At 52.2% G+C, this 12,641-nt stretch carries 12 protein-coding genes; 9 read left to right on the top strand and 3 right to left on the bottom strand.

Going from position 1 to position 12,641, the window contains the following annotated elements:
• Nucleotides 1-9 precede the first annotated feature (9 nt).
• Genes F3J37_RS21090 through glnT form a run of 3 tightly spaced genes read right to left on the bottom strand, consistent with a single transcriptional unit; the run spans nucleotide 10 to nucleotide 2,976 of the window.
• On the bottom strand, nucleotides 10-693 hold the full coding sequence (locus tag F3J37_RS21090; RefSeq protein WP_240154148.1) for a GltB/FmdC/FwdC-like GXGXG domain-containing protein: 684 nt from the start codon (nucleotides 691-693) through the stop codon (nucleotides 10-12).
• Nucleotides 693-1,613: a class II glutamine amidotransferase gene (locus tag F3J37_RS21085; RefSeq protein ID WP_166935507.1), complete on the bottom strand. Its 921-nt coding sequence runs from the start codon at nucleotides 1,611-1,613 to the stop codon at nucleotides 693-695. The genes F3J37_RS21090 and F3J37_RS21085 overlap by 1 nt, the downstream gene beginning before the upstream one ends.
• 28 nt (nucleotides 1,614-1,641) lie before the next feature.
• Entirely contained in the window at nucleotides 1,642-2,976 is a 1,335-nt protein-coding gene (gene glnT / locus F3J37_RS21080; protein WP_166935505.1) for a type III glutamate--ammonia ligase, read from the bottom strand.
• A 547-nt stretch (nucleotides 2,977-3,523) separates the two neighbouring features.
• Between glnT and purU the strand changes: the two genes are divergently transcribed.
• The 9 genes from purU to F3J37_RS21035 all read left to right on the top strand — a co-directional run.
• The gene (gene purU, locus F3J37_RS21075; RefSeq protein ID WP_166935502.1) at nucleotides 3,524-4,387 is read left to right on the top strand and encodes a formyltetrahydrofolate deformylase; all 864 of its coding nucleotides are present in this window, start codon (nucleotides 3,524-3,526) and stop codon (nucleotides 4,385-4,387) included.
• A complete protein-coding gene (locus F3J37_RS21070) occupies nucleotides 4,387-5,286 on the top strand; it encodes a bifunctional 5,10-methylenetetrahydrofolate dehydrogenase/5,10-methenyltetrahydrofolate cyclohydrolase (RefSeq protein ID WP_166935501.1) in 900 nt (299 codons plus the stop codon). The genes purU and F3J37_RS21070 overlap by 1 nt, the downstream gene beginning before the upstream one ends.
• Nucleotides 5,287-5,297: 11 nt before the next feature.
• Entirely contained in the window at nucleotides 5,298-6,539 is a 1,242-nt protein-coding gene (locus F3J37_RS21065; RefSeq protein WP_166935499.1) for an FAD-dependent oxidoreductase, read from the top strand.
• Nucleotides 6,540-6,550: 11 nt separating this feature from the next.
• Nucleotides 6,551-6,868: a sarcosine oxidase subunit delta gene (locus F3J37_RS21060; RefSeq protein WP_166935497.1), complete on the top strand. Its 318-nt coding sequence runs from the start codon at nucleotides 6,551-6,553 to the stop codon at nucleotides 6,866-6,868.
• Complete coding sequence (locus F3J37_RS21055) at nucleotides 6,865-9,777, top strand: 2Fe-2S iron-sulfur cluster-binding protein (RefSeq protein ID WP_205299015.1); 2,913 nt, start codon at nucleotides 6,865-6,867, stop codon at nucleotides 9,775-9,777. Before F3J37_RS21060 ends, F3J37_RS21055 begins: the two co-directional genes overlap by 4 nt.
• The gene (locus tag F3J37_RS21050; RefSeq protein WP_166935495.1) at nucleotides 9,777-10,361 is read left to right on the top strand and encodes a sarcosine oxidase subunit gamma; all 585 of its coding nucleotides are present in this window, start codon (nucleotides 9,777-9,779) and stop codon (nucleotides 10,359-10,361) included. The genes F3J37_RS21055 and F3J37_RS21050 overlap by 1 nt, the downstream gene beginning before the upstream one ends.
• A gap of 46 nt (nucleotides 10,362-10,407) precedes the next feature.
• On the top strand, nucleotides 10,408-11,211 hold the full coding sequence (locus tag F3J37_RS21045; protein ID WP_166935493.1) for an IclR family transcriptional regulator: 804 nt from the start codon (nucleotides 10,408-10,410) through the stop codon (nucleotides 11,209-11,211).
• Nucleotides 11,208-11,828 (top strand): helix-turn-helix domain-containing protein, encoded by a 621-nt coding sequence (locus F3J37_RS21040; RefSeq protein WP_166935491.1) that lies wholly within the window; start codon nucleotides 11,208-11,210, stop codon nucleotides 11,826-11,828. The genes F3J37_RS21045 and F3J37_RS21040 overlap by 4 nt, the downstream gene beginning before the upstream one ends.
• 554 nt (nucleotides 11,829-12,382) lie before the next feature.
• Nucleotides 12,383-12,641 (top strand): amino acid synthesis family protein (locus tag F3J37_RS21035; RefSeq protein ID WP_166935102.1); only part of this gene is annotated, 259 nt, incomplete at its 3' end.

Genomic DNA, 12,641 nt, shown 5'->3' with positions numbered 1-12,641 from the left:
GTTCTCCACTTAATACGCTGACGCGTTATCCACTTTGAAGTTGTAAAGCTGACGAGCTGAGCCGTAGCGCGTAAAGGCGGTGGGTGACTCATCGAAGCCTGCTTGTTGCAGGAGCAAACCGAGTTCTTCGATGTGTTCCGCGCGCATCTCTTTCTGCACACAATCTGCACCCAATGAGGCGACAGTGCCCTTTACATAAATGTGTGCCTCGTACAGTGAATCGCCGAGTGCTTCACCGGCATTTCCGCATACCACCAGACATCCGGCCTGAGCCATAAAGGCGCTCATTGGACCGATATCGCCTTTCACTACGATGTTGATGCCTTTCATTGAGATGCCGCAGCGAGCGGCCGCATTACCTTCAATTACTAACAAACCACCGTTGCCGGTTGCGCCTGCAGATTGCGAGGCATCGCCTTTTACGCGTACTGAACCGGACATCATGTTTTCCGCTACGCCGACGCCAACGTTACCTTGCACGGTAATCGCCGCTTTCTGATTCATGCCCGCACAGTAATAACCGGCATGACCGTCAATCGTGATATCCACTTCATCATTCACGCCGCAGGCGATGTTGTGTGCGCCAGCTGGATTAATCACCTGCCAGTTTTTGATCTCTTTAGTCAGGTTGGCATCGTGCAATGCCTGATTCAGTTCGCGCACGCCGTGACTTAAATCGTAAGTTTTCATCATCACACTGCTCCTGCGGTCTGGGTGCTGTTGCGCTCCCACACGTAAAGTTTTGCCGGTTCCGGCTCCCACACGTTGGCGTCCTTGATGCCCGGCAGATTTGCCAGCGCACGATATTCGGAGGCCATGGCGACGTAATCATCGGTTTCTGCGATCACTGCTGGCTTACAGGCGATGGGATCGCGCAGTACTGCAAAGCCGTCACGCGTGCCGATGGTGAAGGTGAAGAAGCCATCGAGATCTTTGAGCGCGTTCTCCAGCGCCACCTGCAACGAATCACCTTGCGCTAAGCGCCACGCGAGATAGCCCGCAGCCACTTCGGAATCGTTCTCTGTTTTGAACTGAATCCCGGCGCGCTTAAGTTTTTCGCGCAGGCGATTGTGGTTAGAGAGAGAACCGTTGTGCACCAGGCAAAGATCCATGCCGGTTGAGAACGGATGGCTGCCCTGTATCGTCACGGCACTTTCCGTGGCAAGACGGGTATGGCCAATCGCATGGCTGCCTTTCATCTTGCCGAGATTGAAGTGATCGGCGACTTGAGCTGGCAGACCAACCCCTTTAAGAATTTCGATACTGTGCCCGGCGCTCATGACATCGATTTCCGGTGCATGCTGTGCCAGCCAGGCCAGTGCGCTGGCTTCATCGGTTGGCAGCTTAAAGACCGCCACGCTGCTGTTCTGGAACCACTCATCAACCTTGCCAAAGTCGGTCGCCAGACGGTCGGCCAGGCCGTTCCAGTTAAAGCTGGTATCATCACTGCGCAGCGTCAGTTTGATGCCCGCGTCATATTCGTCACCGTAAACGGCAAAGCCAGCACTGTCGCAGCCACGTTCGGTCATCGAGATCAGCATCGGACGGAACAGATCGCCCAGCTGCTGCTCCATCGCCGCATTTTTAAAATAGAGTCCGACAATTCCACACATAGAATTTCCTTTGGTTTGCAGGGTTTCATTAAAAGAATTCGAGGTAGCGACGGGTTTCCCACTCGCTAACATGACGGTGATATTCGTGCCACTCCTGGCGCTTGACCTTAATGAACTCGTCCACGATCTCCGCGCCCATGCATTCGCGCAGAATCTCGTCAGCCGCGAGGGCATCCAGGGCTTCTTTCAGGTTTTGCGGCAGTAATTCGATGCCTTCGCGTTGGCAATCCTGAGCCGTAAGGGCATACAGATTGCCGTTCTGCGCTTTACCCGGCTCAAGTTGACGTGCCACACCATCCAGTCCGGCTGCGATAATGGCCGCATGCACCAGGTAAGGATTGGCACCAGTGTCGGGCAGGCGCAGCTCAAGGCGACCATAAGGGATCCGCACCATGGCCGAGCGGTTGTTGTCACCGTAGGTGATAAACACCGGAGCCCAGGTTGCACCCGTGGCAGAACCGCCACTGGTTAAGCGTTTGTAAGAGTTAACGGTGGGCGCAGCAAAGGCACAAAGGGCTTTCGCGTGATGCAGCATGCCCGCCATAAAGTGATATGCCGTTTTCGATAAACCCAGGCCTTGCGGATCGCTGTCATCGTGGAAGATGTTATTGCCCTGACGATCGGCCATCGATAGATGGAAATGCATGCCGTTACCGGGGCGATCAGCGAAGGGTTTTGGCATAAATGAGCACAACAGACCTTGGTCATGGGCAATTTCCGCCGCTGCCATGCGCACAAAAGTAAAGCGGTCAGCTGAGGTCAATGCGTCGCTGTAGGTGTAATTAATCTCGAACTGACCGTTAGCGTCTTCATGGTCGATTTGGTAGACATCAAAACCGACCTCCTGCAACGACTCAGTGAGTTTCTCCAAGAATGGGCGTACGCGGGACAAGCCTTTATAGTCGTAGCAGGGTTTTGCCAGCGTATCGCTGCTATCGGCTGGCAACAGGGTGCCATTTTCACCGCGAGTGAAGAGCGAGAACTCCGGTTCCAGGCCGCTATTCAGCGTCCAGCCTTTTTCGGCCAGGCGCTCAACCTGTTTCATCAACACCACACGACTGTCGTAGGGGTGCGGTTGTTTATTCACGTAACCGTTGCAGGCAATACGCGCATAACCCGGCTGCCATGGCACCAGTGACAAGGTACTGAGATCGCCACGAGCGCAGAAATCGGGGCCTTGCGGCTCCATGCCCATACCTGAAATGGCGAAACCGGCAAAGCCCGCACCTTTCTCAACCACATCCATCAAGCACTTAGCCGGCACCGATTTGGTTTTAGCGGCGCCGTGAATATCAACGAACTGTGCGAGCAGATAGCGCACATTGTTGTCTTGTAAAAACTGCCTGGCCTGTTCAGGTGACATAACTACCTCTTAACCGCAATGAAATGGAGCACGCTGCTTGAGTGCGTGGGCCTTGTTGTATTCTCGTGAGGAATATTTTTTCACTGACAGGAAAATGCAGGAGCTGTGCCAGAATGGCTGGGTTCTTAGATGAAAAGTAAAAAAACCTTTTATTTCATGGTATTAAATTTCATCCGTAAATCAGGATGGGTGAATTAGGCAGTAAGGAAACCAGATTTCACCAACCTCAATCATCAGTAATGAATATTTAGCAGGAGTGGATTCCCCAAATTGGGGCTTAGTAATGGGACTTTTAACTCCCTATTTGCACATAAATCTTCATGGATAAATAAAATGAGTGAAACCATTCAAATTTGAAATGAAGTATTTATATATAAATGATTAATTTGATGTGGGGTGATTTAGGGATATTTATAAAATGTCGCTAGACAAGCGCGGAAAGATGAATTAAATGTGTTAAATAAGAATCGCAATGTGGCTTTTTGATTGTCGCAAAGCTGATATTTATTCACTCGTAAATTAATTCATTCACCTGTGTGGAGTGGCTATGTCTGCATCTGTTCGTGATTTCATTATTACTGCAACTTGTCCTGCAACCTCGGGAATTATTGCCGCTGTGACGGGGTTTCTAAGTCAGAGTCAATGTTACATCAGTGAGTTGTCACAATATGACGATGAGCACTTAGGGCATTTCTTTCTGCGTGCGCGTTTTCGTTTTAATGAAAACCTCAGCGCGGATATTGTCACGCTAAAAAAAGATTTTGCCGCCATTGCCGAGCGTTTAAACATGCAATGGGATATTTTCGATACCTCAGAGCCGATGCGTGTGTTGCTGATGGTGAGTAAGTTTGACCACTGCCTGGCGGATCTGCTTTATCGACGAAATAAAGGTGAACTGAATATCAACATCACCGCCATTGTCTCCAATCATTTGGATCTACGGCCTATGGCGGAGCGTGAGGGTATCCGCTTTGTTTACTTGCCGGTCAATAAAGAAAACAAGACACAGCAAGAGACTGAGCTGTTAAAAATCGTCGAGGAGACGCAAACGGAACTGGTGGTGTTAGCGCGTTATATGCAGATTCTCTCGGATAATCTGTGCAAACAGCTGGCCGGTCGGGCTATCAATATTCATCACTCGTTCTTACCCGGTTTTAAAGGTGCGATGCCTTATCATCAGGCGTATGAGCGTGGTGTGAAATTAATTGGTGCCACGGCGCACTATGTCACCTCCGATCTGGACGAAGGCCCGATTATTGATCAAGAAGTGCAACGCGTAAATCACACACATCGCCCTAACGATCTGATTGTAGTGGGCCGAAATACCGAAACCATCGCACTGGCGCGCGCGGTGAAATATCACACCGAACATCGCGTCTTCCTCGACGAAAATAAAACGGTGATTTTCTGATGACAACCACGCTGACCTCGCAACCGATAGCCATCAATATCGATGGCAAAAAAAGCGCTGCCAAACTACTCGAAAATACCGCCCAAGAAGTATGCCAGTTAAAACAGCAGGGCATGACGCCCTGTTTAGCTGTGGTACTGGTGGGAGATGATGCCGCTAGTCATGTTTATGTGCGCAATAAATTACGTACCGCCGAACAGGTCGGCATCAAATCTATTGAATTACGCTTTGATGCGCAATTAACCGAGGCGCGTTTGCTCGCCACTATTGACGAATTAAATAATGATCCCGCGGTGCACGGCATATTAGTGCAGTTGCCATTACCTCAACAGATTAATGAAAGCGCAATTGTACGGGCCATTTCACCTGTGAAAGATGTGGATGGTTTTCATCCGCAAAATGCCGGCGGCTTGGTTCAAGGCCAACGGGTGATCACGCCATGTACTCCGCTGGGTTGCCTGCTGCTGTTGCAGGAGTATGGCGGTGATCTGAGTGGTAAACACGCGGTGGTGATTGGTCGCTCCAACATCGTGGGCAAACCGATGGCCAGTTTGTTGCTGCATGCGCACTGTTCGGTCACCACGTTGCATTCGCGCAGCCGTGATGCCGCGCAGCTGGCGCGCCAGGCAGACATCCTGATTGCTGCTGTAGGCCAGCCACAGATGATTGATGCCAGCTGGGTAAAGCCCGGCGCGCTAGTGATTGATGTCGGCATTAACCGTGTAACCCGACCAGACGGCAGCACTCGACTGGTGGGGGATGTGGATTACGACAGCGTGAGTCTGGTGGCAAAAGCGATCACCCCTGTACCCGGCGGTGTCGGCCCCATGACTATCGCTTGTCTGATGCAAAACACCGTGCTGGCGGCTGAGTTGCAACTTCAGCAAGCGGCGGGTTAAGGAGAGGGAAGATGCCATTAGCGTTATTGAAATACGGGCTGTCGTCAGAATATCCGGCAGAAGTGGATATTCCCGCACCGCGTGAACTGAAAAAACACTATGACGTGGTGATCATTGGCGGCGGCGGTCATGGCTTAGCCATTGCTTATTATCTGGCGAAATACCACGGCATCACCAATGTGGCCGTGCTGGAAAAAGGCTATTTGGCAGGTGGCAATACGGCGCGAAATACCGCAGTGATTCGCTCTAATTATCTCACCTCTGAAGGCGTACGTTTCTACAGTGAGTCGGTGAAGCTGTTCCAGAATCTGTCGAACGAATTTGACTTCAACATCATGTATTCCGAACGCGGACAGCTGACCCTGGCCCATACCGACAGCACGGTGCGCGCCTTTCGACAGCGTGCTGAGGTCAATAAGCACTTTGGTGGTCGCACCGAGATGATTAATCGTCAGCAGATCAAAGAGCTGGTGCCAACCTTAAACCTCGACCCCGGTAATCTGCCAGTGCTGGCAGGGCTGTGGCATATCGATGGTGCCACTGCGCGCCACGATGCAGTGGCCTGGGGCTATGCCAAAGAGGCAGCAAAGCGCGGTGTGGAAATTCACCAAATGACCGAGGTGGAGGATTTGGTGATCGCCGAGGGGCGCATTACGGCGGTGAAAACCAACCGCGGAACCGTGGGTTGCGGTTGTGCGGTACAGGCTGTCGCGGGGCACAGTTCGCTGCTGGCACAAAAAGCCGGTTTCCGCTTGCCGGTGGTGTCGTATCCCCTACAGGCCATGGTGACGCAGCCGGTGAAACCCTTTCTCAATCCGCTGGTCAGTTCCTCGGCGTTGCACTGTTACGTGCAGCAAACCAGCCGTGGCGAAGTGGTGTTTGGCGGTGGCTCCGATCCTTATCCGCTCTACAACACTCGATCGACGTTGGATCTGAAAGAGAGTCTGATCGCCCATGGTATAGAGATGTTCCCGTTCCTGGCGAAAGCGCGCTTGATGCGTCAGTGGGCGGGGATCACCGACATGACACCCGATTACAGTCCAATCATGGGCGCAAGCCCGGTGAAGAACTACTACCTCGACGCCGGATGGGGTACGTGGGGCTTCAAAGCTACGCCGATCTGCGGCAAAACCATGGCGGAGTTGGTCGCCAGCGGCGGTAAAACGCCGGAACTGATCGCACCGTTTCAGCTGGAACGTTTTGCGCGCTTTCAGCAGGTCAATGAAATGGGCGCTACGGCGGCCAGCCACTAAAGGAAAGACAGATGAAAATCATGCATTGCCCGCTCAACGGGCCGCGCAATATCACTGAATTCGCCTACGGTGGCGAATTGAAAACCCTGCCTGATCAGCTGAGCTGCAGCGATCGTGAATGGGCGGACTACGTGTTCTATGAAGATAATCGGGCAGGGGTAGTGACTGAATGGTGGTTCCACACGCCGTCGAGTTATTGGTTTCTTGCACAGCGCAATACCCTAACCGATGAAGTGATCCGTACCTTTGACGCCAGCGAAGTCTTCCCCAACCTGCACAGCAGTGCGCTGCCCGCCAGCATCAGCGCAGCCATGGAGGTGGCATCATGACCCAGAAGCGTTTAGCAGCCCCTATGGGACGGCTGATTGACCGTCGCCAACCGCTGCAATTTACTTTTGAGGGCGAGCAGATCAGCGGATTTGCTGGTGATTCGATTGCCAGTGCGGTGATTGCCAGCGGACGTCATTTGTTGTCGCGCTCCTTCAAATACCATCGCCCGCGAGGTGTACTCAGCATGTTTGGTCAGGATGCCAATACGCTGGTACAACTAACGGATGAACCCAACGTGCTGGCCGATGTACAGCCAATAGCGCAGGGACTCACCGTCACCGGACAAAATTACAACGGATCGCTGGATAACGACCGTGACGCGAAAATGCAGCTGTTTTCACGCTTTATGCCGGTGGGTTTTTACTATCGCGCTTTTTACAAACCCAAGGGAATGTGGAAACGATGGGAGCCGCTAATCCGTCGCAAAGCGGGTCTGGGAGTATTGAATCTCAAAATCGAAGCAGCGTATTACGACAAAGCGTATCTGTTCTGTGACGTGCTGGTGGTCGGCGGGGGACCGGCAGGATTACAGGCTGCGCTGACCGCTGCAGACAGCGGTGCGCAGGTAATTGTGGTTGAGCAACTGCCGCTTATCGGTGGCGCACTCAGTTGGGCGCGGATGGCAGCTGAGGCGCAACAGACGGAACAGGTCTTGCAGTTCATGACTAGTCGTGTGGAAACGCACCCGAACATTCGTGTACTGCTTAATGCGACTTGCAACGGTTGGTTCAAAGATCACTATTTGCCCGTGATTCAGGGGCAGCGCATGTACAAAGTACGTGCAACCAGCAGTGTTATCGCTGCGGGTGCCTACGACCAGCCGGTGATCTTTCGCAATAACGACTTGCCAGGTGTGATGTTAACCAGTGCCGCCCAGCGTTTGATGCAGCATTACGGCGTCAAACCGGGTCAGCGCGCCGTGTTGTTAACCGGCAATGATGATGCGTATCTGGCAGCGTTGATGATGCATGAGCAGGGTGTGACGGTTGCGGCCATTATCGACTTACGCACTGAACTGCCGTCAGCGGCCCTGACACAACCTTTACAGCGTGCAGGTATTGAGCTGATCGCCAATGCTACGGTTTATGAGGCATTGGCTGCGAGTGCGGGTCAGGTTTCAGCGGTTGAAGTCCGCAGCATTGTCGGCCAAGGCAAAGTGGCAGCGAGCGGCAAACGTATCGAATGCGATTTACTCTGCATGTCTGCGGGGTATATGCCTGCCTGGCAACTGCCGTGTCAGGCAGGTGGCAAACTCAGCTATGACGATGCCAGCGCCAGTTTTACGCTGAGCCATTTGCCCGCGGGCATGTTCACCGCCGGTTCGATTAACGGCTGGCATACGCTCGAAGAGGTGGTACAGGATGGCACCCACGCCGGACGCATGGTGCTGCAACAGTTAGGAATCAACAACAACATCAGTACTTTGCCACCGAAACAAGGAGAAAAACCACGTATTAATCATCCCTGGCCAATCTTCGCCCATCCGAAAGGCAAAGAGTTTGTCGATTTCGACGAAGACCTGCAAATCAACGACATCATCAACGCCACCAAACATGGCTATCGCGATGTGCAGCTGGTAAAACGTTTTTCCACCGTCGGTATGGGGCCGTCTCAAGGGCGGCATTCAGCACTACCGACCGCACGTTTAGTGGCGCAGGCTACTGCACGCAGCGTGAGCGAAACCGGCGTCACCACCGCACGTCCGCCATTTAGTGCAGAGAGCCTGGCGCATCTGGCTGGACGTCATTTCGACCCGTGGCGTGTCACGGCCATACATCAACGTCATCTGGCTTTGCAGGCGCAAATGATGCCAGCAGGCAACTGGCTGCGCCCTGGCTGGTATCAAACTGTGCCTGCCACCGACAAAAAAACAGCCGTGCAGGCAGAGGCGCTCAATGTGCGTAATAACGTCGGACTGATTGACGTTTCGACCTTGGGCGGCATTGAGTTGCGCGGCCCGGATGCCGCAGAGTTCCTAAACCGTCTTTATACGTTCGCCTTTATCAAACAGCCTGTGGGACGCACGCGCTATGCGTTGATGACCAATGAACAGGGCGTGGTGATTGACGATGGCGTGGCTTGCCGCTTGGCGGAGAACCACTTCTATGTCACTGCGACCACCAGCGGTGTGGCACGAGTGTATCAATCGATGTTGCAGTGGAATACGCGCTGGCGGCTGGATGTGGATATCGCTAACGTCTCCTCCGCGTGGGCGGCGGTCAATCTGGCGGGACCCCAGTCGCGTAAGGTGCTGAGTAAGTTGTGTGATGAACTGGATTTGAGTGCCGAAGCGTTCCCCTATTTAGCCTGTCGTGAAGGAAAGGTGGCCGGTATACCGGCGCGTCTGCTGCGTGTGGGCTTTGTTGGCGAACTGGGCTATGAGATCCATGTGCCGACCCGTTATGGTCAGGCCTTATGGGATGCGCTGATGCAAGCGGGGAGCAATGACGGGATAAAACCCTTTGGTGTCGAAGCACAGCGTTTGTTGCGCCTGGAAAAGGGGCACGTGATTATCGGTCAGGATACCGATGGTATGAGCCATCCAGGAGAAATCAGCATGAGCTGGGCGGTTAATCGTGTTAAGCCGGAATTTATTGGCCGTCGCGCCATCGATATTCTGGAATCTCACCCACCGGTGCGCAAACTGGTGGCTTTCACACTGCCTGCAGCATCCCCGCTCCCGCTGGAAGGTCATTTAGTTTTAGAAGGTGAGCGTATCACCGGCAATGTAACATCCTGCGAATATTCACCCACGCTCAAAGCGATAATTGGCATGTCCTATGCATCAGCAGATCGGGCAACCCCGGGCGATAGCATTACCATTCGCACTGAAGGCGGCAGGGACGTCACTGCATTAGTGGTGAAGTTGCCCTTTTATGATGCTGAAAACCAGCGACAGGAGCTGTAATGATGCAAAACATGCACGTTTTGGCGGCAGGACCGCTGGATCATCTTGAGGCGGCGTCGATTGATAACGGCGCAATCGCACTGCACGACAGCTCGCATCAGGCGCGCGTGGGTTTTCGCGGACGCCACGCCGCGTGGTATCTGCAACAACGCGGCTTTGTGCTGCCCGATCAGCCAAATCAGTGTTGCTGGCAAAGCGACGGCTCACTGGTCGCGCGTTTATCACAGACTGAATTTTTAATTCTGGCCGCAGATAACGCCCCCTCGCGGATTCAACACGAGGAGCAGTCATGGCAAATGAATGAGCTGTCGTGCTTTATGCTACCGCGCCAGGATACCCATGCGTGGCTGGCGATAAACGGCGCTCAGCAAGCGGCAATGATGGCGAAGTTGTGCGCGGTTGATCTCTCGTCGGATAAATTTTTGCCTGGCGCAGTAGCACAAACCTCTGTCGCGCGTGCCAATGCATTAATCATCAATGCCTCGCTGCCGGATGATGAACAGTTTTGGCTGCTGGTGGATTACTCCATGGCGGCGTATTTCTGGGATGTGTTGCTTGATGCCATGGCGGAGTTTGCTCGCTGATTTCCACTCTCCGGGCCACGGCCCGGCTTCACATATGCAGGTGTGTATGTCTCTGGCTGCTATTACTGAAAATGATTACACGGTGCCCGCACTCTTTCGCGGGCTGACCATCATTGAAATGTTCAATAGTCGTGACCGGGTATTGACGGTGCAGGATTTTGCCGATCATCTTGGTGTATCTACCTCCTCGATTTACCGTATTGTCACGACGCTGACTGAGATGAACTATCTCGATAAGGTGGCGAAAAATACTTATCAACTCGGTCCGCAGGTCATTTCCAATGGATTTAGTTACCTGGCCAGCCGGGATGTGGTGGATATCGCCATGCCGCATTTGAATACGCTGCGTAATACCGTTTCCATGTCATGCCATCTCAGCATTCGTGAAGGCCAGGAAGCGGTCTATATTTATCGCTCATTTGCGTCACAGCGCCTGTCGGTGAATGTGCCTATTGGTACGCGTATTCCCTGTCACTGCAGCGCCATGGGGCGGGTGTTGCTCACCGGCTTAAATGATGCAGAACTGGATAGCCTCTATCAACATGTGCGACTGGATGGCTATTCGGTTTCAGCACCCCGCACCTTGCCAGAACTGAAGCAAACCGTGCAGCAGGACAGCATACAAGGCTGGGTTGAGCACCAGTCCGATTTCGCCACCGCGATTGCCTGCGCGCTGCGCGATCATCACAACCAGATTGTGGCGGCGATCAACGTCTCAGGACCTGATGCGTTGATGGAAGATCCTCATCAGAAGGAGGTGGTGCGTAATGCGTTATTAGCTACTGCGCAACGTATTTCGTTCGAACTTGGAAACCTGCGCAAAATGTCGGAGAAAATTAAGCCTCGATGAGCAAATCGGTCACCACCAGCCAGCGTGAGAGCCCGTTGAGTCTGGAGCAGCATATTGCGCGTTCGCTGAAGCAGCGGCGCATTTCTCAGGGTTATAAAATCTCAGATGTGGCACGTATTGCGGGTGTCAGCGTTGGTATGGTCAGCAAGGTGGAGAATGCCCATGTTTCCACCAGTCTCGATATTCTCAGTCGTCTGTGTGACGCCATCGGTTTGTCGGTTTCCAAATTATTTAGCGATTATGATGTGGCCAAGCGCGGCGCCCAGTTGATTAAAGCGGGTGAGGGCATGGAAGTAGTGCGCACTGGCACCGAAGTCGGCCACTCCTATCATTTACTCAGTTATGCGCAAGGCCCGCACAAACTGTACGAACCCTTTCTGGTCACCATGGACGATGCCAGTGAAGAGTTTCCCAATTTCTGTCATCCAGGGCATGAATTTCTCTATTTGTTGGAAGGAGAATTGATTTATCGCCATGGCACGCGCCTTTACCCCATGTCTCCGGGCGATAGCTTGTCATTTGACGGCGGTGTGCCACATGGTCCAGAAAAACTACTACAAGTACCTATACGACTATTGTCTATTGTTCATTACATTGAGAATGATGAAGCTTACTAATTGTTAATCTTGAAACACCTCAGCTCTCACTCATTTTTTCCATTCAATTTCCCATTCTCACAAAATAACGCAATCAACCCTTGATAGCCATAAGAAAAATTTATATTGCCGATAAAACACAATACATCCATATATGAAAAAAACACATACTGTAAAATAGCCCACCACCACCACCATGAAATAGTAAAGGTGCACCAAGCACCAAAGACGATAACTAAAATGCGACCTTATATTTACCTAGGAGAATATTTCTTCAAGTTTGATGATATGAGGCATTAAATTAGCACCAAGTTAAGGAGATGCATTTAAAATAACCAAAAAAACCTTAAAAAGCATACAGATAGAATTGCACCACATCAGTGCTTAATAGCCATTAAAAAGTTCACTTATGAATGCAAAGATTTAAGTTTAATTTTTTATAGTCCAGTTACAACCCTGAATTCCTAACATCCACCCATAAGAACAACAATGCCAAATAAGAATGCCATATTATGGTATGCCAAACTGAACATTTAAGATGAATTAACTCCCATCCTCACTTCAAGGTTGAAACTATGCATCCAGATATACGCAAGACGTTCGTTACCACCGAGACCATTTACTCCGACGGCGGCAAAGCGGCGACGACACCGCTGGTGATGATTGCGGCGGCCGCCGTGGTGAAAAATCCGTGGGCAGGCGAGGGTTTCGTGGAAGATCTCGCCCCTAAGATTCGTGAAATGGCACCCGTGTTGGGCGAGTTACTGACCGGGTTAATCGTGAAAGAAGCGGGCGGCGGTGACAAGGTTGTGGCTTATGGCAAAAGCGCCGTCG

The organism is Candidatus Pantoea communis, assembly GCF_011752685.1.
GTDB classification, from domain to species: domain Bacteria; phylum Pseudomonadota; class Gammaproteobacteria; order Enterobacterales; family Enterobacteriaceae; genus Pantoea; species Pantoea communis.
This window is presented reverse-complemented; position numbering and strand designations above follow the sequence as displayed.

Excerpts from the sequence above, each read along its gene's own strand:
- F3J37_RS21090 (WP_240154148.1), bottom strand. The coding sequence starts at position 693 with ATGATGAAAACTTACGATTTAAGTCACGGCGTGCGCGAACTGAATCAG.
- F3J37_RS21085 (WP_166935507.1), bottom strand. The coding sequence starts at position 1,613 with ATGTGTGGAATTGTCGGACTCTATTTTAAAAATGCGGCGATGGAGCAG.
- glnT (WP_166935505.1), bottom strand. The coding sequence starts at position 2,976 with ATGTCACCTGAACAGGCCAGGCAGTTTTTACAAGACAACAATGTGCGC.
- purU (WP_166935502.1), top strand. The coding sequence starts at position 3,524 with ATGTCTGCATCTGTTCGTGATTTCATTATTACTGCAACTTGTCCTGCA.
- F3J37_RS21070 (WP_166935501.1), top strand. The coding sequence starts at position 4,387 with ATGACAACCACGCTGACCTCGCAACCGATAGCCATCAATATCGATGGC.
- F3J37_RS21065 (WP_166935499.1), top strand. The coding sequence starts at position 5,298 with ATGCCATTAGCGTTATTGAAATACGGGCTGTCGTCAGAATATCCGGCA.
- F3J37_RS21060 (WP_166935497.1), top strand. The coding sequence starts at position 6,551 with ATGAAAATCATGCATTGCCCGCTCAACGGGCCGCGCAATATCACTGAA.
- F3J37_RS21055 (WP_205299015.1), top strand. The coding sequence starts at position 6,865 with ATGACCCAGAAGCGTTTAGCAGCCCCTATGGGACGGCTGATTGACCGT.
- F3J37_RS21050 (WP_166935495.1), top strand. The coding sequence starts at position 9,777 with ATGATGCAAAACATGCACGTTTTGGCGGCAGGACCGCTGGATCATCTT.
- F3J37_RS21045 (WP_166935493.1), top strand. The coding sequence starts at position 10,408 with ATGTCTCTGGCTGCTATTACTGAAAATGATTACACGGTGCCCGCACTC.
- F3J37_RS21040 (WP_166935491.1), top strand. The coding sequence starts at position 11,208 with ATGAGCAAATCGGTCACCACCAGCCAGCGTGAGAGCCCGTTGAGTCTG.